The sequence below is a fragment of the Actinoplanes solisilvae genome (assembly GCF_003999975.1).
GTDB classification, from domain to species: domain Bacteria; phylum Actinomycetota; class Actinomycetes; order Mycobacteriales; family Micromonosporaceae; genus Actinoplanes; species Actinoplanes solisilvae.
Window position 1 is genome coordinate 189,620 of the sequence record NZ_RJAC01000008.1, and the last position, 20,550, is coordinate 210,169.

Genomic DNA, 20,550 nt, shown 5'->3' on the forward strand with positions numbered 1-20,550 from the left:
GTCTCCGGCAGAGATGGCGGTGATAGCTATACGCGCACGCTCCTTATTGGTCCCCGCAGAACGAATATCAGTTGAAAGCTGGTCGGCTGCGGCTCGTTGATGCGCCCATGCCAGGCTTGTCATCTCTGCCCGCACCAGTGCACACCCGACAATAAGTGAGATGCGTTCCGCCGCTGTATGCTTTCCCTGATCTCCAGGGCTGCGGCGTAGATGTCCCGCGCCGTGACAGCGAGAACAAGAGCTCCGTGCTGACGCGTGGGAGAGGCGCCCGGAATATTTTCTGCACGCCAATGCCGCGCCTGGACGGCGGTAAGCCAGCCAGCCGGTATAGGCCGCGGCAGCACTACTTCAGCCGCGAGAGGTATCAGAATCTCGATGGGAGCCACAGGTTGCGACATGCGAGCGGCTAGAACCTCCAGAAGGTCAGCCAGTCGATATATTGTCGTGTCGTGTTTCACGTGGTAGGTCAACCAGCGATGCACAAACTTCTCGCTGCAACCTTCATCCAGCAGATAGGCAACTAATAGCCGAGCGGTTGCCTCTGCCGAAGGCATCGACTGCCCACCAGGCCCTCGAAGCTCATTCGCCCAATTGATCAGATAGCTTTCCCGTATCGCTTGGGTGTATTGATCAAGAAGGCACCAACTACGGCCTGGCCTGACAATCGAGGCCGACTTTGCGGGTAGAACCCTCCCCACTGCGGATCGCCGTGCGGGCGGCCCGCAGCCTGGATCGGTCATTGCACGGCTGCGCAATTGGGCAAGAAGCGTGTCGCGCGCATGATCACTAGCCGACATGGCAGGATCGCCGGCTTCAAGAAGCTCCTGCGCAATCAAAGCCGTCCCTGGTTGCCAGAGCCGCCGCCACCAGGGCGTGGCAGGATGACACATCTCGAGCATGCGCTGTACGACGTGTTCGTCGAACGCTCCGGTGATAGCCACCGTGCTACGGTAGTGACACAAACGGGAGTTCAGTCGGCTGGCCACAGGTCCAGACCCTCTGGCTCCCGTTGTCCTTTGGGGCTGGGCCCCGAGCAGCGGTGGCGGCTCTACCAGGAGCGTTGGCCCCGTCGGCGCGTGGCGAAGCCCAAACAGCCGGCCTTATGTCTCAGCTGGTCCGTCACGCCAAAGACAAAAGCCGACACAAAATCTGGTAAATAGCTTCGCTGTGCGGTTCAGGTCAACGGGCGAGAAATCAGCGTGCGGTGATGGCCAGGATCTCCGACACGACGCGGTCGGCGGCGTCGGGGCGGCCGTGGGCGGTGGCGGCTCGGGCCATGGTGGCTCGGCGGTTGGGGTCGGCCAGGAGCATGCCTACCGAGTCGCGCAGGGCTTCGGGGGTGGCTGACTCGTTGTCGAGCATCATGGCCGCGCCGGCCTCGGACAGGTGGCGGGCCGTGATGCGCTGCTCGCCGCCGGCCGAGTACGGGTAGGGGATCAGCACCATGGCCTTGCCCAGCGCCGTCAGCTCGGCGACCGTGCCCGCGCCGCTGCGGGCGACCACCACGTCGGCCGCCGCGAGCAGGTCGGGCATCTCGTCGTGGATGAAGTCGACGACCCGGAAGCGGTGCGCCAGCTGCGGGTGCAGGTTCGCCGCGACCTGGCTCATCTCGGCGTGGCCGTGGCTGCCGCACTGGTGCACGATCTGGCAGTACGGCAGCAGGTCGTTGAGGGCGCCCGTCACCATGCGGTTGATCTGCTGCGCGCCGGTCGCACCCCCGGTGACCAGCACCAACGGCAGGTTCGGGTCGAGACCGTACGCCGCCAGGCCCTTGGCGCGGTCGCCGGTGAGCACGGCCGGCCGGATCGGGTTGCCGGTGACCACGGCGCGAGAGCGCGCGCGGGCGGGCAGGTGGTTGAGCGACGCCTCGTGGCTGAGCAGGATGCGGGTCGCCACCCGGGCGAGGATCCGGTTGGCCAGGCCGATGCTGAGGGTCTGTTCGTGCAGCAGGTAGGGCACGCGGAAGAGCCACGCGGCCAGCCCGATCGGCACTGACACATAACCGCCCGTGCTCAGCGCCACCGCGGGCTTCGTGCGCGCGACGGTCAGCGCCGCCTGCAGCACCCCGAGCGGGATGCGGAACGCGTCGACCAGGTTGCGCAGCAGATCGCGAGGGTTCGTCGAGCGCCGCAGCTTGCCGGTGATCAGCGCCTTGAACGGAATGCCGTTGCGCACCGCGATCTGCGCTTCGAGACCGTCGGCCACGCCGACCCAGAGCAGCTCGGGTTCGGTGCCCGTCTCGCGCAGCCGCGCCTGCAGGGTGGTGACCGTGGTCAGGGCCGGGTAGGTGTGCCCGCCCGTGCCGCCGCCCGTGACGATCATGCGGAGCTTGTGCAGACGGTTCGCGCTATAGAGGGACATACCAGCCATTCCGAGGGGGGTCTATCGGTGCCCGGGAGTCTAATCAGTCGCCGACGGGTCGACGAGCCGACGGCGGGCCTGAAGGCTGAAGAGCAGCACGAACGACGGCGTGACGAGCACCACTGCCACGGCGCCGACGACCAGCAGCCCGACCAGCGTCGACTGCGGGGCGGCGGCCTCCGAAACGGTGATCGCGGCCGACGGGACCAGCAGCGGATGCTGCGCGACGCCCCACGCCCACACGACAGCGGCGACGCCCACCCAGGCGAGCGGCCGCGCCAACCGCGTACGCCCGGTGGCCAGCCGGACGAGAACCGCCGACCCGCACAGCGCGGCCAGCACGGTCAGCGGCAGGGCGGCCCCGAGCAGCCGTCCGGCCAGTCGCGCGTCCGTGCGGGAGAGCAGCACCAGGCAGACGACCGACACCGCACCGGTGACCGCCGCGGCCCAGACGGCCCGCCGGGCGAACCGCGCGGCCAGGGCGGGCAGGTCCCGGATCTCGGCCTCCCGCACCAGGTAGGTCGCCGCCAGGTAGGCGCCCGCCGCCACGAACAGCACGCCGAACGCCGGCGGCGACGCCCCCACCACGCCGCCGATCACCCAGCCCATGAAGAACGGCGTGAGGATCGACGACGCCGCGAACAGCCCCGAGAGCAGCGCCCGCTCCCCCACCACGGCCTGGAAGGCGAAGGCCACCCCGCGGGCCACGATGCCGAGCAGCGCGAGCCACAGGGCCGGCGCCTCGCTGGTCCAGACGTGCGCCGACGCGGCCGGGAATCCGGTGAAGAACAGGACGAGGCCGAAGACCAGCCACACGTGGTTCGACTCCCAGACCGGGGTGACCGACTCGTCGATCAGTTTGCGGGAGGCGGGGTCGCGGGCGCTGAGCAGGTTCCAGAAGCCCGCCCCGAAGTCAGCGCCGCCGAACGTGACGTAGAGGGTCGCGGTCACCAACAGGGCGCCGTAGACCAGGGTCACCGCCATCGGCGCGCCATCCTTCGCAACACCCAGATCGTCGCCGCGGCCAGCCCGGTGTAGCCGATGACGACGAAGGTCAGGATGCCGGTGACGTCGTCGGTGGTCGCCGCGTCGGAGGTCTTCAGGAGCCCGTAGACGACCCACGGCTGGCGGCCCACCTCGGTGACGATCCAGCCGCACTCCATCGCCACGACCGCGGCCGGTCCCGCCGCCACGGCCGCCCACCAGAACCATTTCGTACGGGGTAACCGGCGCAGCACGACCGCCCAGAGCGGGAGCAGCACGAGGGCCGTGCCGATCAGCACCATCAGGTCGAAGCTGAGGTGCAGCAGGGTCGGCGACGGTGGTCGCAGTTCCACGGGCACCGAGTCGAGGCCCTGCACGACGGTGTCCGGGCTGAAGCCGACCAGGATCGAGTCCAGGTCGGGGATGCGCAGGGCGCCGTAGACCTTGCCGTCCACGTAGACGCCGCCCAGGTACTCGGGCTGGTGCGGGCCGGTCGTGGTGACGTACTCCATGGCCGCGAACTTGACCGGCTGATCCTTCGCGATGGCCCGCGCGGCGACGTCGCCGACCAGGACCTGCACGGGCGCCAGCACGCCGGCGATCGCGAACGGGATGAGGAAGCCGAGCCGGTGGTAGCGGTCGCGGCGGCCGCGCAGCCAACCCGCGGCGTAGACGCTGGCCACGAGAAAGCCCGAGACCATGTACGCCGCCAGGATCATGTGCGGCACCTCGTAGCCGAACGCGCCGTTGAAGAACACGCGCCACGGATCGACCCTCGTCACCACCCCGTCGACCACGGTGAAGCCGCCGGGCTGGTTCATCCAGGCGTTCACGGCGACGACCGAGGCCGCGCCGGCGAGACCGCTGATGATCACCGGGACGCCGGTCCAGATGTGCACGCGCGGCGGGAGCCGGTTCCACCCGTACACGTAGATGGCGGTGAAGACGGCCTCGAGCAGGAAGAAGACGCCCTCGAGACCGAACGGGAGGCCGAGCACCGCGCCGTAGCGCTCCATCAGTCCCGGCCACAGCAGGCTCATCTCGAACGACAGCACGGTGCCGGTGACCGCCCCGACCGCGACCAGCACCGCGAGCACCTGCGACCAGCGGCGGGCCAGCAGCATGGCGGTCCCGTCCTGGCGGCGCAGGCCGATCGCCTCGGCCGCGACCACGATCGTGGGCAGCGCGATCCCGAGGCAGGCCAGGATGATGTGAAATCCCAGCGTGCCACCCATCAGCAGGCGCGCGGGTCCGGCGCCGCCCATGTCCACGCCGTCCAGCCTCACCAGCGGGAACGCGACCCGCAGGAGGAAGATCCGACACTTCGGAGCGGGAGAGAGTGGGTGGTGCTCACATCAGTCGGGCAGGACCCGGTGCAACTCGCCGCGCGAGCCGATGCCGAGCTTGGCGAAGACTCGGCTCAGGTGGTGCTGCACGGTGCGGGCGCTCAGATACAGGCGTACGGCGATCTCGGGGTTGGACAGCCCGTCGCGGGCCAGCCGCGCCACCTGCTCCTCCTGCGCGGTCAGCGGCCCGCTGACCGGCCCACCGGTGGCCAGCAGCTCGCGGCGCGCCCGTTCCGCGAACCCGCCCATCCCGATCTCAACCAGTTTCCCGTACGCGGTCCGAAGCTGTTCCCGTGCGTCGGCCCGCCGCCGTTCCCGCCGCAGCCACTCGCCGTAGAGCAGGTGCGCGCGAGCGAGCTCGACCCCCGTGAGCAGCGAGATCGCCCGCCCGTAGAGCTCCTCGGCCTCGTCGTCCGAAGCGAGCAGGGCCCGCGCCCGCGCCTCGATGCCCATCGCCCACGCCGTGCCCGCCGGCCCGGTGGTCCGCGCGAGCCGTTCGACAGCGCGAAGTCCCAGGTCAGGCTGCCCCGCGCGCACCGCTGCCTCGATCAGTTCGGGCAGCGCCAGATTCGCGAACCCCAGTTCCGGCGGGTACGCCGTGGCGAGCGCGGCGGCGGCGAGGGCGTCCTCGTATCGACCGAGCCCGTTCGCGAACACGGCCGCGGTGTAGTGCGCGAGGCTCAGCCCCATGCCGTACCCGCGGGCGGTGACGTCCCGCGCGACTGTCTCGATCAGCTCACCGGCCCGCTCGTCGCCGCGCCACGCGGCCAGCATCATCGGCCCGAACTCGGGCAGCGCGGCCGAGCTGATCTCGGCGACGGCCGCTTCCGCCGCGGCGAACTCGCCGGCGTGCAGCAGGTACCCCACCTGTTGCAGCAGCAGGATCGGCAGGGCGGACAGGGCGCCGGTGTCGCGGGCCAGCCCGGCCTGCCGCGCGGACTGGTCGCGCCAGGTCTCGTCGTCCCAGATGTCGACGGTGACCCGGGTGGCCGCGACCGCCCAGCGCAGCGTCTCGGCCGGTTCGCCGGTGCCCCACGCGGCGAGGGCGCGGCGCACTAGCGGGACCCCGGCCTCGTACCCGTCGGTGATCAGCGCGACGAGGCCGGCCAGCAGCAGATCGGGCGGGCGCGGGTCGTCGGGTGGCGCGGGCACGGCCCGGGCCACCTCGAGCAGCCCGGCCGGGGTGGCGAGGCGGGCGGCGTGGGTCGCGGCGGCGAGCGCCTCCAAGTAGGTGTCGCGGGCCGCTTCGGGGTCGATCGGGACGAACCGGCGGGCCGCGTCGAGCAGCCGGGCCGGGGCGCCCGCGCTGTTGCCGGAGGCGAGTTCGAGCTGGCCGCGCAGCACCATCATGCGGGCCTGGGTGAGCTCGTCGGCCGGTCCCGCCTCGGCCACGGCCAGCAGCTCGGCGGCCGCGTCCCGCTCGCCCGCCTGCTGTTTGGCCACGGCCGCCGCGAACGCCCGGCTCGCCTGGCGCCGCAGGTCGGGGGTGAGCATCGTGGCCCGTTCCAGCAGGTCGGCCGCGAGCGGTAGGTCGTGGGTCTGCCGGGCTGACGTCTCGAGTTCGGCGGCGAGGTGCTCGTCCGGCTCGGCGTCGGGCTCGGCGCGTGGCCGCGGCGCCGAGGGACGCGGCACGGGCGCGCGGAGAACGGCGGAGGCGCGGGCTTCCAGGGCCCGGTGGAGCTGGCCGCGCGACCGGATGCCGAGCTTCGCGAAGACCTTGGTCAGGTGGTATTGCACGGTGCGGCCGCTGAGGAACAGCCGGGCGCCGATCTCGGGGTTGGAGAGCCCGTCCCGCGCGAGGCCCGCGATCTGGGCCTCCTGCCTGGTCAGCACGCTCACGGGGGTGGGTGCGGGCCGGGTGCGGACGATCTCGCCGGCGGCCCGCAGCGCCCGCCGCGCCCGCCCGGCGAAGGCCTCGACCCCCATCTGTTCGAGCATCCCGCGGGCGGCGCGCAGCGGGACGCGGGCCTCGACCGGCCGTCCCCGCGCCACCAGCCACTCGCCGTGCAGCAGGTGGGTGCGGGCCAGTTCGAGGCGGATCCGGGTACGCCCGAACCGCTCGACGGCCTCCCGGTAGTGGTCCTCCGGCTTCTCCCCCATCAGCGCGTCGGCGCGGGCCGCCAGCCCCAGTGCCCAGTCGGTTCCGGCGGCTCGGGTCGTCTCGCTGAGCCGGCCGTACGCGACCTCGGCCTCTTCGGGCCGCCCGGCGCCGACCGCCGCTTCGATCACCTCGATCAGACCCCGGGCGGTGAAGCCCAGCTCGAAGGCGCCCTCGGTGGCGCGGCGGGCCGCGGCCAGTGCCTCGTCGTAGCGGCCCAGGCCGTTGTTGAGCACCGCGCTCGCGAACTCGGCGGCCGAGACGCCGTACCCTTCGCCGCGTTCACCGGCGGTGCGCAGGGCGTACTCGATGAGGGGTTGCGCCTCGGCCGGGCGCCCTCGCACGGCACTGAGGTGCAGCAGTCCGTACGGGACCAGGCGCGCGCCGGTCACCTCGGTCACGGTGCGCATCTCCTCGGCCAGCTCGGCGGCCGCCGTCAGCTCGCCGCCGAAGACCTTCAGCTGCAGGGCCGCGATCAGGGCCAGCGGCAGGTCGGACAGCGCCCCGGCGTGCCGGGCCAGCTCCAGGTAGCGGCCGGCCACGCGGGCGCAGCGCTCGTCGTCCCAGATGTGGTTGGCCATTCCCCACGCGTGCGAGAGCCAGCGCAGCTCGTGCCGGTCGGGCTCGTAGCCGTCGAGCGCGTCGAGGGCCTCGCGCATCAGCGGCACGGCCGGCGCGTACCCCTTGTTGTAGATCGAAGCCGCGGCGTCCAGCATCAGGTCGAGGACGGTCGGCGGGCCCTCGGGCCGGGGCGCGGCGCCCGCCGCCCGGGCCACCGCGCGCACGTCGCCCTCGGGTGTGGCCAGCCGACCGGCGAACCCGGCCGCGAGCAGCGCGTCCAGATAGGTGTCGCGGGCCGCCTCGGGGTCGACCGGTTCGAGGCCGCGGGCCGCGGCCAGCAGCAGCGGCGGGGTCTCGCTGCCCCGGTTCGTGGCGAAGGCGAGCTGGGCCCGAACCAGGTGCAGCCGGGCCGCGGCGGGGGCGTCCAGCGGGCCGGTCCCGGCCGCGGCCAGCAGGGCGCCGGCCTCGTCAGGCGCGCCGGCCAGCACCTTGTCGCGCGCGGCGGCGATCGAACGGGCCGCCCGGGTCCCGGGGTCGGGGGTGAGCCGCGCCGAGCGTTCCAGGAAGGCAGCCGCCGCGGCCACCCCACCGCGCGCCTCGGCCCGTCGCGCCGAGTGCTCGAGCTCGGCGGCCACCTCTTCGTCGGGGCCGTCGGTGGCCCGCGCCCGGTGCCAGACGCGCCGGTCGGGGTCGGCGACCGGGTCGGTGGCGCGGGCCAGAGCGTCGTGGGCCGCGCGGCGGTCGGCTGCGCTCGCCTCGCGGTAGGCCGCCGAGCGGGCCAGCGGATGCCGGAACCGGACGCGGTCGCCGAACTCGACCAGCCCGGCCGCGGCGGCGGGACGGGCCGCGGCCGCGCCCACGCCGAGCAGGGCGGCGGCCCGCCACACCAGCACCGGGTCGCCGGCCGGGTCGGCCGCGGCGAGCAGCGCGAGGGTGCGGGTGGCGGCGGGCAGGGCCGCGAACCGGCGACGGAAACCCTCCTCGACGCGCCCGGGGATCGCGCCCGGCAGCCCGAACCCGCCCGCTATCTCGGCGGAGCTCAGCGACCGGGGCAGTTCCAGCAGGGCGAGCGGGTTCCCGTGGGCCTCGGCGACGATCTGGTCCCGTACGGTCGGGTCGAGAGGGGCCGTCAGGGCACGGTCGAGCAGGTCGCGGGCGACGTCGTCGGGCAGGCCGGCGAGGGTCAGCCCGGGCGTCGGGTCGCCGGCGTCGCGGGTCGCCAGCACGAGGCCGACCGATTCGGCGTCGAGGCGCCCGGCGACGAAGGCGAGGGTGCGGGCCGAGGCGGCGTCGAGCCACTGCACGTCGTCGATCAGGCAGATCAGCGGCCGTTCGGCGGCGGTTTCGGCGAGCAGGCCCAGCACGGCCAGGCCGACCCGGAACCGGTCGGGCGCGGGCCCCTCGGCCAGGCCGAACGTCACTTCCAGGGCGGTCCGCTGGGCCGGGGGCAGCGCGGCGAGGCCGGGCAGCATCGGCAGGCAGAGCTGGTGCAGGCCACCGAGGACCGAGTCGCGCTCGGCCTCGACGCCGGCCACCTCGACCACCCTGCAGCCGGCCTCGGTCGCGCGGGCGGCGAGATCGGCGAGCAGGGCCGTCTTGCCCGAGCCGGCCTCGCCGCGCAGCATCAGCGTGCGGCTGCGACCCGCCCGCACCTCGGCGAGGAGGTCGGCCAGCGCCGCCAGCTCAGCGTCGCGGCCGAGCAAGGGCACGGTGCGGCCGTCCCGCGAGGCATCTCCGGCGACCGCCACCAGCCGACGCTAAACCGCCCATGACCGGCCACGCCAGGCGCGGAAGGGCACGTGTGCTGGCGACCTGGCCGATGCGGAACGACCTTGGGAAGCCGAGGATGGGGCGGTCCTCGTCGGGGAGGGAGGCCGCGGGGTGATCGCCGACCGCACGCGGGAGCTGGCCGAGCTGGACGCCTTCCTGGCCCGCGCCGCCACCGACGGGGCCGCGTTGTGCCTGGTCGGCGACCCAGGGGCGGGCAAGACGACGCTGCTGGACGCGACCGCCGACCGGGCTCGCGGCCTCGGGATGCGGGTCCATCGGGCGGCCGGCGCCCTGCTCGAGGCCGACCTGCCGGGCGCCGTACTGCACCAGTTGCTCTATCCGCACACCGGCGACCTCACCTCTTACCTGCGCCCGCCGGCCCTCGTCGTCGTCGACGACCTGCACTGGGCCGACGAACAGAGCCGCGAAGTTCTCGCCCGGCTCGACGAACGCGGGATCGGGCTGCTCGCGGCCGGCCTCGATCCGCCGCTCGGGGCGATGGAGGTGCTCGAGATCGAGAGTCTCGACCGGGCCGTCGCCGCGGCCATGGTCGGATCCCGGAGCCGTGGCGAGCTCGGCAACCGGGTGCTCGCCGCCACCCGGGGCAACCCCCTGGCGATCATCGAGCTGGGCACGGTGATCGAGGCCGACCGGCGGCTCGGACGGCTCGGACCGGCGATCCCCACGCTGCCGCTCGGGCGGCTCCAACGGTCGTACGTCTGGAAGCTGGACTCCCTGCCCGGCCCGGCCCGCCGCGCGCTGCTGATGGCCGCGCTCAACGACGGCCCCGATCTCGACCTGCCGGGCCTGGACGACGACCTCGACCCGGCCGTCCGCGCCCGCATCCTCGTCGCCGACCCCGCGACCGGCCGGCTCCGGTTCCGGCACGCGCTGCTGCGGGCGGCGGTGGTCGGTGCGTCGACCACTCAGGAACGCGCCCAGGCCCACCGCGACCTGGCCGCCCGGCACGCCGGTTCGCCGGGGCGCCGGGCCTGGCATCTCGCCGCGGTGTCGCTGCGGCCCGACGCGACCGTGGCCGGCCTGCTCGACGACGTGGCCCGTCAGGCGCTGGCCGAGGGGCAGGGGGTCACGGCCGTCACCGCGCTGCTGCGCGCGGCCGATCTGAGCACCGACGCGGCCGCACGCAGCCGCCGTCTGGCCCAGGCCGCCTCGGTCGGCGCGGGCGTCAACGGCGACCTGCGCGGCGCTCGCGAGCTGCTCGACGCGGCCCAGGCGGCGACCCCGGACGCGGGCCGGTCGCTGCCCGTCGCCGTCGCGGCCGCGCAGCTGCTGGTCGACACCGACGGCGATGTGGACACCGCGCACCGGCTGCTCTGCGCCAGCCTCGAGGACGCCGCCTTCACGCCGGGCGACCCGGCGCTGCTCGACGCGGTGTTCGAGCTCAGCGAGATCTGCCGGCTCGGCGCTCGGCCGGAGCTGTGGCCGCCGCTCGATCGCGCGCTGGCCCGGCTGCGCCCCGACGTGCCGGCCGTCCTGCGGCTGCGGGTCGACTCCGTACGCGGCCCGGCGGCGGTCACCGACGCCGACCTCGCGCTGATGGACGAGCTGATCGACGCGTTCGCGGCCGAGAGCGACCCGCACCGGATCAACTGGATCCTCGGCTCGGCGATGATGCTCGGCCGCGGACCCGAGCTGCACCCGGCCCTGCGCCGCGTGATCGAGCAGGGCCCGGTGCGCAGCTCGATCGCCGCGCTCACGGCCATCGCCCTCGACCTGTTCGCGGCCGGGGACTGGGACGGCGCGACCGCCGCCGGTGAGGAGGCTGGGCGTCTGTGCGAGGAACGGGGCTACGCGGCCATCGGGCGGTTGTCGCGGGTGGCCCCGCTGCACGTGGCGGCCGGGCGCGGCGACCACGCCGCGGTGCTGCGCGAGACCGGGGCGCTGATCGCCTGGGCGGCGCCGCGAGGGCTGGGCAGTCTGCTGTTCTGGTGCTATCACCTGCAGGCCACGGCGGCGCTCGGGCGCGGCGATCACGAGGAGGCGTACCGGCAGTTCTCGGCGATCTGCCCGCCCGGCACGCAACCGCCGACGGTGGTGACCGCGCGAGCCGCGTTCGACGTGGTCGAGGCGGCGTTGCGCACCGGTCGCACCGATCAGGCCGTCGTCCAGGTGCGGGCCCTGGAGCAGGCGCACACCGGCCGGGTCACGCCCTGGGTGGCCCTGCGGATGACGGCCGCCCGGGCGATGATCGCGCCCGACGACCGGGCCTTCGCGCTCTTCGACGAGGCCCTCGCGCTGCCCGCCGCCGGTCACTATCCGTGGGACAGCGCCCGGATCCGGCTGGCCTTCGGCGAGCGGCTGCGCCGGGCGCGGCAGAGCCTGCGCTCCCGCGAGCAGCTCGCGGCGGCCCTGGCGACGTTCGAGCGGCTGCGTGCGGCGCCGTGGGCCGAGCGGGCGGCGCGCGAGCTCGACGCGGCCGCCGCGCGCCGCAACGGCCCGGCCGCCCACCGGCTCACCCCGCGCGAGCAGGGCGTCGCTGACCTGGCCGCCGGTGGCCTGACCAACCGGCAGATCGCGGCCCGGCTGCAGGTCTCGATCGGCACGGTCGGCGCCCATCTGCGCCAGGCCTACCGCAAGCTGGGCGTCGCGTCGCGCGGCGGCCTGCGCGACGCGCTGGACCATCATGGGTGAGCTGCTGCCCGGCCGGGCCCAGGACCTCGCCGCGATCCGGGCCTTCGTCGACCAGGCGACCGTGCACGGCGGTGCCCGGCTGCTGATCGGCCAGCCCGGCGTGGGCAAGTCGGTGCTGCTCGACGCGGCCGCCCGGTACGCGGCCACGACCGGCGCCCGGATCCTGCGCACCGGCCCCGGGGCCATCCCGCTCGGTCAGAAACCCGTCCTCGGCGACGCTCCCGACCATGCCGCCCTCGACCGGCTGCTCGCACCGCTGCACGACGACCTCGCCGCACTCCCACCGGCCTCCCGCGACGCGCTGCGGGTCGCGCTGGGCCTGGCCGACGGACCGGCCCCGGACCGGCTGAGCGTCTCGGACGCGGCCCTGCGCCTGCTGCGTCACGTCGCCGAAGGCCGGCCGCTGCTGGTGCTCGTCGAGGACACCAACGACCTCGACCGGGCGAGCGCGCTGGTGTTCGCGTTCGTGGCCCGGCGGCTCGGCGGCAGCCGGGTAGCGATGCTGCTGGCCGCGCGGGACCCGTACGGATATGGGCTGCTCAACACGGCGGGCCTGCCCGAGCAGCCGGTGCAGCCGCTGGACGACGCGGCCGCCGCCGAGATGCTGCGGTCACGGCACCCCGACATGGACGCCCGGGTGCGCGACCGGGTGGTGGCCGAGGCCGCCGGCAACTCGCGGGCGCTGGTCGAGTTCCCGGCCGCGCTGACCGACCGGCAGCGCACCGGGGCCGACCCGCTGCCGGCGGTGCTGCCGTTGACCGACTTCGTCCACAACGCCCTGCAGATCTACCTGTCCGCGCTGCCGGCCGAGACCCGCCACGTGCTGCTGCTGGTCGCCCTCGAAGGGCACGGCGACCTGATCACGATCCAGGGTGCGGCGCCGCACCTGGACCTGCTGACCACGATCGCGCCGGCCGAGAGCCGGCACGTCGTCTACGTCGACGAGGCGTCGCGGCGCATCGCGTTCTCGCACGCCACCTTCCGGGCCGCCGCTCAGCTGCAGGCCACCGACCTCGAGCACCGCCGCGCCCACCGGGCCCTGGCCGCGGTGCTGGCCTACGACCCCGACCGGCACCTCGCGCACCTGGCCGCCGCGACCCGGGGCACCGACGAAGCCCTGGCCGAGCGGCTGCGGGCCGGGGCCGAGCGGTCGATCCGGCGGGGCGAGCCGGTCGCCGCGGCCGAGGCCCTCGCCCGCGCCGCCGAGCTCAGCCCGCGCCCGGCCGACCGGGCACGGCGGCTGCTGGAGGCCGCGTTCCTGCGCGCCGACGTGACCGGCGACCTGCGCGACGCGGCCCGGCTGCTCGACCGGGCCCGGGCGGCCGGCACCGACCTGGCCGGTTCGCTGCCGGTGGCGCTGGTGGTCGCGCACGTCGCGCTCAACGGCGGCCTCGACGTCGACGCGGTGCGGCGCGTGCTCACCCCGGCCGTGGAGGCGTACACGGCCAACGCCGACGCGTCGGACGAGATGCTCATCGAAGCCCTGAACCTGATGCTGATGAACGCGTGGTTCTCGGGCCGGCCCGAGGCGTGGGCGCCGTTCGAGCGGGCCGTCGCTCGTCTGCGGCCCCAGGCGCCGCCCGACCTCGAGCTCGCCGCGCAGGCCTTCGGCGACGCCACCCGGCTCACGCCCGAGCTGCTCAAGACGGTCGACGACGCGGTGGGGCGGCTGAGCGACGAGCTCAATCCGATCGCGGTCACCCGTACGGCGTTGGCCTGCGTCTACACCGACCGGCTGGCCGCCTGCCGGGAGCCGCTGGCCCGGGTCGTCCGCGACGCCCGGCGCGCGGGCGCGGCGGCGCTGGCCGTGCACGCCATCGTGTCGTCCTGCAACGACCTGTGGCAGTCAGGGCAGTGGACCGAACTGGACGCGCTGGCCCGCGAGGGGGCCGAACTGTGCGAGGCGCACGGCATCCGCGGCAGCCAGCTCATCCTGACCGGATATCACCGGGCGCTGGCCGCGGTGGCCCGGGGCGACACCGACGCCGGCCGCCTCGCCGCCCGGCGGATGGCCGACGACGGCGCGGCACACGGCGCGCTGCTCACCGCGCAGTTCGCCGCGCACGTGCACGCGCTGGCGGCGATCGGCGACGGCGACTTCGACGAGGCCTATCGGCAGGCCGCGTCCGTCGCCGCGCCCGGGACGCTGCCGGCCCACACGCCGCACGCCCTCTGGGTGCTGCCCGAGCTCGTCGAGGGGGCTGTCCGGTCGGGTCGCGAGGCCGAGGCCCGCGCGCACGTCGACGCCCTGCGCGCGGGCGGGATCGGGGCGATCTCGGCGCGGCTCGAGATGGTCGTGGACGGGTGCGCCGGGCTCGCGTTCGACGACGGGGAGGCGTACGAGATGGCCGTGGCCGTGCCGGACGCCGAGAGGTGGCCCTTCGATCTGGCCCGGGTGCGGCTCGCGTACGGCCGTCACCTGCGCCGCCACCGCCGGGGCGCGACGGCCCGGATCCAGCTCACCGCCGCGCTGGAGGTCTTCGAACGGCTCGGTGCGCGGGGCTGGATCCGCCACACGGCGGGCGAACTGCGCGCCGGGGGCCTGCCGATCGCCGGGCCTGGCCGGGGTGAGTGGCTCTCCCCGCAGGAACGGCGGATCGCCGAGCTGGCCGCGGCCGGGCTGAGCAACAAACAGATCGCCGAGCGGCTGCGTGTCTCGCACCGCACGGTCGGCGGCCACCTGCACCGCATCTTCCCCAAGCTCGGCGTCACGTCGCGGGCCGCGCTGCGCGACGCCCTCGACCGCGGATAGCGCATCCGTGCGATGCAGCGACCCGCGCCGTCCCCCAGACTGATCGTCTCTGTCCCATTCGGAGAGGCGCCACGATGTCCCGAGTCGCGGTCGGCCGAGACGACAACGGCGCCCAGGTGTTCCTCGCCTACCACGACCACGGCGACGGCCGCCCGGTGCTGCTCGTGCCGGGAATGCCGCTCGGGCGTGACTCGTGGGACCGGCAGGCGCGGGCGCTGCGCGCGGCGGGGCACCGGGTGATCACGTACGACCGGCGGGGGTTCGGCGCGTCGAGCCGGGCGGCCGGCGGCTACGACTTCGACACCTTCGCCGCCGACCTCAACAGCCTGCTCGAGCATCTCGACCTGCGCGACGTCGTGCTGGCCGGCTTCTCGACCGGCACCGGCGACGTGACCCGCTATCTCGGCACGTTCGGGTCGGCCCGGATCGGTCGCGCCGTGCTGGTGGCCGCTCTGCCTCCCGGCCTGGACCCAGCCGAGCTCAGCGTCGCCGAGGCGGCCCAGGCCGAAGCGGGCGAATACCGCCTGCGGACGTTCCTCGACGAGGCGCTCGACGCCCGGCGGCTCGGCCCGCAGCGGGTCGGGCCCTCCGACCTCGAGGCGGCGTTCGCGGGCGCCTCGGCCGCCTCCCCGCAGGCCATCGAGCGGGTCCTCGCCCTGTGCCTGACCGACTTCCGCCTCGACCTGCCCAAGATCGACGTGCCGACGCTGGTGCTGCACGGCGCCGAGGATCGGGTGCTGCCGTTCGCGGCGACCGCGGCCCGGCTGCCCGGCCTGATCCGCGACATGCGGCTGGTCGCGGTGGCCGGCGGGCCGCATCACCTCACGTGGACCTTTCCCGAGGTGGTCACGCCGGCCCTGCTCGACTTCGCCTATCCGGCCCGGTCGTAGGCGGCGTCCGGGCCCAGCGCCTCGGCGCCCAACGAGCGCAGGTGCAGCGCCAGCCTCAGCCGCAGGCCGTCGACGCCCTCCTGCCAGCCGTCGCCGAGCAGCCGCGCCACCCGCTCCAGCCGCTTGGTCATCGTGTTCGGGTGGATGAACAGCCGCCGCGCCGCCTGGCTGGCGTTGCCGCCGGTGGCGAGGAAGACGTGGACCGTACCGACCAGGTCGATGCGGTGCTCCCGTTCGTAGTCCAGCAGCGGCCGCAGCGCCGCGTCGAGCAGTTCGCGTACGTCGCCGGAGCGTTGCGGGTCGAACAGCGGGCGATAGAGGGCGAGGTCGCGGGTGGTCGCGCAGCGGTGCGCCGACCCCGCGGCCCGCAGCAGGGACAGACCGTGGCGGGCGGCCTCGAACGCCTCGGGCAGCGCCCCCTCCCCCGCGCCGGCCGGGTCGGACGCGCACATCCGCGGCGCCTCGCCGGTGACCCGGCGCGTCCGGGCGGCGAGCGTCTCGACCACCGCCTGCGGGTCGTCGCCGGGCAGCACCGCGACGGGCACCCCGTCGTACCGGCCGCCGACCCCGCCGAGCAGCCCGGCCGCGTCCGCGACGACCCGGCCGATCGCGGCGTCACCGTCGACCGCGACGACGACGCACTGACGGTCGAGCGGGAACCGGCGGGCCTCGGCCAGCACCCGCACCGGGCGGGCCAGCGGGCGGCGGCTGCTCAGCAATTCGGTGAGCAGGTCGGTGCGCAATTCCTCGTACGCCTGCAGCAGCGCGTTCTGCCGGACGCGCAGGGCGGCCAGCACGTGCGCGGCCCGGCGCAGCGCGGCCAGTTCGTCGTCGTCGAGCGGGGCACGCCGAACGACCAGGATCGTGCCCTCGGCGCGGGCCGCGGTGGTGATCGAGACGGCGTACAGGTGGGACGTGCCCGCCTCGTGGACCACCCCGCCCGGATCGGCGGCGGCCCGGCGGGCCAGCTCGGGCGAGGCGGCCACGAGCGGGACGGCCGGGTGGGCGGCGATCAGGCGGCCGCCGGGGTCGAGCAGCGCGGCGACCGCGTCGAGCCCGCCGGCCACAGCCGCAGCGACGTCAGTGGGCAGCGGCGGCTCGGTGGCCGTGGCCAGTTCGAGCAGCGCGTCCACCATGCTCGCCGTACGCTCGAGCGTCTCGAGGCGGAGGGTCAGCTCGCCGTGCGTACGCTCGAATTCGCGGCGGGCGGTGAGCACGGCGCGCTGGACGGCGGCCGCCCCCGCGAAGCGCTGGATGGCCGCCACCTCGTCGGGCGTGAAATCCCCGTCCGGGCCGGCAAAGGCGTCAGGCGTCATTGCCCCAATCTGGAACACCGGGCCGGGCCACGACATCGCTCGAACGCAGTATCGGCACCGCTGCGTGCCGCGCGTCACTGAGACCGGCGCTACGAAATCGCTGCCTCGCCTCGCCGCCGGGGCAACACTGGGCCATGTCCGTGCGTGAGCTGAGCAGCCGTGTCGACGAGATCGACGCGGTGGCCTGACACCATGGGACGGCCACCGAGAAGCACCTGGCTGGCGGTGCTGATCGTGGGCGGCGCGCTCTTCGAGGTGCTGCGCCAGGTGGTCTCCCACACCCAGAACCCGAATCTGTTCCCGGCCCTGCTGCTGCTCGGGGCGGCCCTCGTGCCCGCGGCGTTCGTGACCTTCATCAGCAGCCGCCGCCTGATCTACACGGTCGACGGCGGCACGGTCGCGGTGATCGCCTTCGTCGGCGGGGTCATCGGCATCTCGGCGGCCGGCATGCTCGAGTTCGACACCCTGCAACGCCTGGGCATGCTGCCGAAGGTGGCCGTCGGCCTGATCGAGGAGACGGCGAAACTCATCGCGCCGCTCGCGCTGGTCCTGTTCACCCGGCACCGCCGCCCGGCCGACGGCCTGCTGATCGGCGTGGCCTGCGGCGCCGGCTTCGCCGCCCTCGAGACCATGGGGTACGCCTTCGTCAGGCTCGTGAACACCGAAGGCGACCTGCGTTCCGTCGAGGGCCTGCTGCTGCTGCGCGGCGTGCTCAGCCCGGCGGCCCACATGGCCTGGACCGGCCTGACCGCCGCGGCCCTGTGGGTGGCGGCCGACCGCCGGTGGTCGCTCCCGGCGGTCGGGACCTTCCTGCTGACCTTCGCCATCGCGGTGGCCCTGCACTCGGCGTGGGACTTGTTCGCGATGATCCCCGCCTACATCGTCATCGGCGTGATCAGCCTCGGCCTGCTGACGTTGACCACCCACCTGCTCGCCGCCCGCGACCGCGTCGAGCAACCACTGACGACCGGCCTGGCCACTACCAGATTTCAGCGAGGATGAGCAGCGCGAAAACCGGCACGTAGACGCCGATGTTGTCGCCGCCGTCCGGTAGGAACGTCGCCCCGAACGCGGCGGCCACCGCCACCGCGAGGATCCCGGCAAAGCCGAGATACTGCCCGAACGTGATGTTCCGGGCCGTCCTGCGGTGGCCCGCCCCCTGCGCGAAGAACAACGACAGGATCAGGATGTCGTCGATGTTCGTGACGGCGAACAAGCCCACCGCTTGGGCGACGATCTCCACGCCGCAGACCCTATCGAGCAGGCTCTTCTTACCTGGCGGCCGGTTGCGGTGGTGGGTGGCCGCGCGCCGGATTCCCAGCCGACCACCGCAACCCGGCGCTCACGGCAGGGCGTCTCGCAACGCGGCCCTTGACGTGATGCCCAGCTTCGGGAAGACGCGGTAGAGGTGGTTGCCGACCGTACGGGCGGACAGGCCCAGGCGGGCGCCGATCTGTTTGTTGCTCAGGCCGGCCGCGGCCAGTTCGGCGACCCGGCGTTCCTGCGGGGACAACGTACGGTCGTCGTCCGGGGCGGCGGTCTGGCGGCCCTCGGCGCGCAGTTCGTCGGTGGCCTGGCGGGTCCACGGGCGGGCGCCGAGCCGCTGGAAGATCTCCAGAGCCGATGTCAGCTGGGCGCGGGCGGCGACCGGCTGGCGACGGCGGCGAAGGAGACGACCGTACGCGAGCTGGAGCCGGGCCAGGTCGAAGGGCCAGCGTTCCGCCTCGGGCACGGCCAGCGCCCGTTCGAAGCCGGCCGGGTCCTCGTCGACCATCGCCGCGCACCCGGCCGTGACCATCGCCAGGCGGGGCGAGATGGCGGCCAGGCCCGCTTTCGTCATCGCCTCGACGTGGGCGCGGGCGTCGGCGGGGCGACCGGCCCCCAGTGCGCCCTCGACCACCTCCAGCAGCACCCACAGGGCGTGCGGGGTGTAGTCCGCGAGCGTGCCGACCGGGCTGATCGACGCCGCTTCCCTGAGTGCCGCGGCGTGGTCGCCCTCCCCCAGAGCGGCCAGGGCGCGGACCTGGTGGGCGAAGTGATCGCCGAGCCCTGGCGGGGTGGCGGCCATCGCGTCAGCAGCGGTGCTGTCTCCGCGCGCGACCGCCACCAGCGCCGCGGGGTAACCGGCGAGGAGCGCCCGGCCCGCGGTCAGTTCCAGCAGCTCGGTCCACCGCCCCGACTGCCACAGATCCAGCCCGTACGACATCGTCGCGTGCAAGCCCGCCCGCATGCCGATCGCCCGGGCCAGCGGTTCGCGGCAGGCGGCCAGCCGGTCGGTGTAGACGCAGGCCAGCGCGGTGCGGGTGATGACGTCCGGGTTGTCCTCGCCGCCCAGCGCGGCCGCGGCAGCGTCGATCTCGCCGAGCAGCCGCCTCGTCAGCGCGACCGGGTTGCCCAGCCCGATCGCCACGAGCTGAAGGCCGGCCGATTCGGGCCGCAGCCGCTCGTACGCCTGCCACCGCGCCGGGACGGCCCCGAGCCAGCAGTTGACCATCAACGCGTACAGGGCGGCGATCAGCGCCGGGTCGTCCGGGTCGGTGTTGTTCTCGTACGCCTCGATCGCCGTGACCAGAAGCCGATGAGCCGGCCCGGTCGCGAGCTGGGGCGCGTCCGCCGTCGCTCGGCGCAGCCTCGCCGCGGCTGCGCTCTCCCGGGCCGGCCCGGTGAGCATCGCGTCGGCGTCCCCGCCCGCGGCCGCGAGGTGCCGTCCCTGGCGTTCGGGCTCGTACGCCCAGGCCGTGGCCAGCGCCCGGTGCGCCCGCCGGAGCTGCAGGCCGGCCGCGTGCCCGACGATCGCCGCGCGCAGCATCGGGTGGGCGAAGCTGATCAGCCGGGCCCGTTCGTCGACCGTGACGTAGCCGCGCCGGACGACCGGGGACAGCGCTGCGAGCACGTCGCCGCCGCCGGCCGCGGCCCGCACCGCGGTCAGGTCGCCGTCCTCGTCGAGGGCGGCCAGCAGCAGCACCTCGCGGGTCTCGGGCGGGAACGCGGCCAGGGCGACACCGGTCACCGCCCGCGCGCGGTCGCCGATCGGCAGCGGCACGGGCAGCGGGTCAGCGCCCGACCGGTGGTCGTCGGTGAGCGCGTCGGCGTATTCGATCAGGGCGCGCGGGTTGCCGGCCGCCTCGGTCACCAGCCGGTCGCGCACCCTCGGGTCGATTCCCGGGTGGCGCCGCTCGATGATGCGCCCGGCCGCCTCGTCGTCGATCGGGCCCAGCGCGAGCTCTCGCAGGCCACCGCGGATCAAGGACGTCCACGCGAGGATCATCGCGACGTGGCTGCCGGCCAGGCGGCGCGCGGCGAAGGTCAGCACCCGCGCGCTGTTGCCGTCGAGGTGCTGCCCGGCGTCGACGAGCACGAGCAGCGGCCGCCGTTCGCCGGTGCGGAGCAGCAGGTCGAGGGTCTCGTGCGACACCCGCAGCAGGCCCGGCTCGGGCCCGCCGGCCAGGCCCAGCGCGACCCGCAGCGCCGCGTCCGCCGCGAGCCCCTCGTGCAGCGGGGTCAGCAACTGGTCGAGGGCCTGGTAGTCGGCGTTGCCGCCGAACTCGTCGCCGGCCGTCCGCAGGATGCGGGCACCGGCCGCCGACCCGTAGCGGGCCGCGGCGTCCAGCAGCACGGTCTTGCCCATGCCGGGCTCGCCGGTGATCAGAAGCGCACCACCGTCGCGGGTCGCCGCGTCGACGAACCCGTGGATGGCCGCCAGGTCGCCGGCCCGCCCGGGCAGCAGATCGTTCATGGAGGCATCCGATCACGCACGGTCGGCAACCATTGTCCGCCAAATGACTTAATCGGTCGCTGCGCCGCAGCTCACACGCCCATC

General features: G+C 74.4%; 12 protein-coding genes. 4 read left to right on the forward strand and 8 right to left on the reverse strand.

Features of this window, described 5'->3' with window-relative positions; all coding sequences use genetic code 11:
- Window positions 1-119 precede the first annotated feature (119 nt).
- The 5 genes from EER30_RS21995 to EER30_RS49750 all read right to left on the reverse strand — a co-directional run bounded on the left by EER30_RS21995 (window position 120) and on the right by EER30_RS49750 (window position 9,098).
- On the reverse strand, window positions 120-941 hold the full coding sequence (locus tag EER30_RS21995; RefSeq protein WP_127502390.1) for a hypothetical protein: 822 nt from the start codon (window positions 939-941) through the stop codon (window positions 120-122).
- A gap of 253 nt (window positions 942-1,194) precedes the next feature.
- Window positions 1,195-2,361 carry a UDP-N-acetylglucosamine--N-acetylmuramyl-(pentapeptide) pyrophosphoryl-undecaprenol N-acetylglucosamine transferase gene (locus EER30_RS22000; protein ID WP_127502391.1) on the reverse strand — a complete coding sequence of 389 codons (1,167 nt, stop codon included), beginning with the start codon at window positions 2,359-2,361 and terminating at the stop codon, window positions 1,195-1,197.
- Between the two features lie 39 nt (window positions 2,362-2,400).
- Window positions 2,401-3,345 (reverse strand): cytochrome d ubiquinol oxidase subunit II, encoded by a 945-nt coding sequence (locus tag EER30_RS22005; RefSeq protein WP_127502392.1) that lies wholly within the window; start codon window positions 3,343-3,345, stop codon window positions 2,401-2,403.
- The gene (locus EER30_RS22010; RefSeq protein WP_127502393.1) at window positions 3,336-4,631 is read right to left on the reverse strand and encodes a cytochrome ubiquinol oxidase subunit I; all 1,296 of its coding nucleotides are present in this window, start codon (window positions 4,629-4,631) and stop codon (window positions 3,336-3,338) included. Before EER30_RS22010 ends, EER30_RS22005 begins: the two co-directional genes overlap by 10 nt.
- A 69-nt stretch (window positions 4,632-4,700) precedes the next feature.
- Window positions 4,701-9,098, reverse strand: coding sequence for a LuxR C-terminal-related transcriptional regulator (locus EER30_RS49750; protein ID WP_127502394.1), 4,398 nt, complete (start codon window positions 9,096-9,098; stop codon window positions 4,701-4,703).
- 133 nt (window positions 9,099-9,231) lie between these two features.
- On the opposite strand from EER30_RS49750, the gene EER30_RS22020 reads away from it, so the two are divergent.
- The 3 genes from EER30_RS22020 to EER30_RS22030 all read left to right on the forward strand — a co-directional run bounded on the left by EER30_RS22020 (window position 9,232) and on the right by EER30_RS22030 (window position 15,414).
- Window positions 9,232-11,772 carry a LuxR C-terminal-related transcriptional regulator gene (locus EER30_RS22020; RefSeq protein ID WP_127502395.1) on the forward strand — a complete coding sequence of 847 codons (2,541 nt, stop codon included), beginning with the start codon at window positions 9,232-9,234 and terminating at the stop codon, window positions 11,770-11,772.
- Entirely contained in the window at window positions 11,765-14,524 is a 2,760-nt protein-coding gene (locus EER30_RS22025) for a helix-turn-helix transcriptional regulator (protein ID WP_127502396.1), read from the forward strand. The genes EER30_RS22020 and EER30_RS22025 overlap by 8 nt, the downstream gene beginning before the upstream one ends.
- Before the next feature lie 74 nt (window positions 14,525-14,598).
- Window positions 14,599-15,414, forward strand: coding sequence for an alpha/beta fold hydrolase (locus tag EER30_RS22030; RefSeq protein WP_127502397.1), 816 nt, complete (start codon window positions 14,599-14,601; stop codon window positions 15,412-15,414).
- On the opposite strand, the gene EER30_RS22035 is transcribed toward EER30_RS22030, so the two are convergent.
- The gene (locus tag EER30_RS22035; RefSeq protein ID WP_127502398.1) at window positions 15,396-16,730 is read right to left on the reverse strand and encodes a PucR family transcriptional regulator; all 1,335 of its coding nucleotides are present in this window, start codon (window positions 16,728-16,730) and stop codon (window positions 15,396-15,398) included. The two genes, EER30_RS22030 and EER30_RS22035, sit on opposite strands and share 19 nt — an antisense overlap.
- Window positions 16,731-16,922: 192 nt before the next feature.
- Here EER30_RS22035 and EER30_RS22040 point away from each other — a divergent pair, with 192 nt between their 5' ends.
- Window positions 16,923-17,732 (forward strand): PrsW family intramembrane metalloprotease, encoded by an 810-nt coding sequence (locus EER30_RS22040; protein WP_127502399.1) that lies wholly within the window; start codon window positions 16,923-16,925, stop codon window positions 17,730-17,732.
- On the opposite strand, the gene EER30_RS49990 is transcribed toward EER30_RS22040, so the two are convergent.
- Together EER30_RS49990 and EER30_RS22050 are read right to left on the reverse strand one after the other, a co-directional pair.
- A complete protein-coding gene (locus EER30_RS49990; RefSeq protein WP_240670222.1) occupies window positions 17,710-17,973 on the reverse strand; it encodes a cadmium resistance transporter in 264 nt (87 codons plus the stop codon). The genes EER30_RS22040 and EER30_RS49990 overlap by 23 nt on opposite strands.
- Before the next feature lie 99 nt (window positions 17,974-18,072).
- The gene (locus EER30_RS22050; RefSeq protein WP_127502400.1) at window positions 18,073-20,466 is read right to left on the reverse strand and encodes a LuxR C-terminal-related transcriptional regulator; all 2,394 of its coding nucleotides are present in this window, start codon (window positions 20,464-20,466) and stop codon (window positions 18,073-18,075) included.
- Window positions 20,467-20,550: the final 84 nt, after the last annotated feature.

Excerpts from the sequence above, each read along its gene's own strand:
- EER30_RS22025 (WP_127502396.1), top strand. The coding sequence starts at position 11,765 with ATGGGTGAGCTGCTGCCCGGCCGGGCCCAGGACCTCGCCGCGATCCGG.
- EER30_RS22040 (WP_127502399.1), top strand. The coding sequence starts at position 16,923 with ATGGGACGGCCACCGAGAAGCACCTGGCTGGCGGTGCTGATCGTGGGC.
- EER30_RS22005 (WP_127502392.1), bottom strand. The coding sequence starts at position 3,345 with ATGGCGGTGACCCTGGTCTACGGCGCCCTGTTGGTGACCGCGACCCTC.
- EER30_RS22000 (WP_127502391.1), bottom strand. The coding sequence starts at position 2,361 with ATGTCCCTCTATAGCGCGAACCGTCTGCACAAGCTCCGCATGATCGTC.
- EER30_RS22050 (WP_127502400.1), bottom strand. The coding sequence starts at position 20,466 with ATGAACGATCTGCTGCCCGGGCGGGCCGGCGACCTGGCGGCCATCCAC.
- EER30_RS22035 (WP_127502398.1), bottom strand. The coding sequence starts at position 16,730 with ATGACGCCTGACGCCTTTGCCGGCCCGGACGGGGATTTCACGCCCGAC.
- EER30_RS22030 (WP_127502397.1), top strand. The coding sequence starts at position 14,599 with ATGTCCCGAGTCGCGGTCGGCCGAGACGACAACGGCGCCCAGGTGTTC.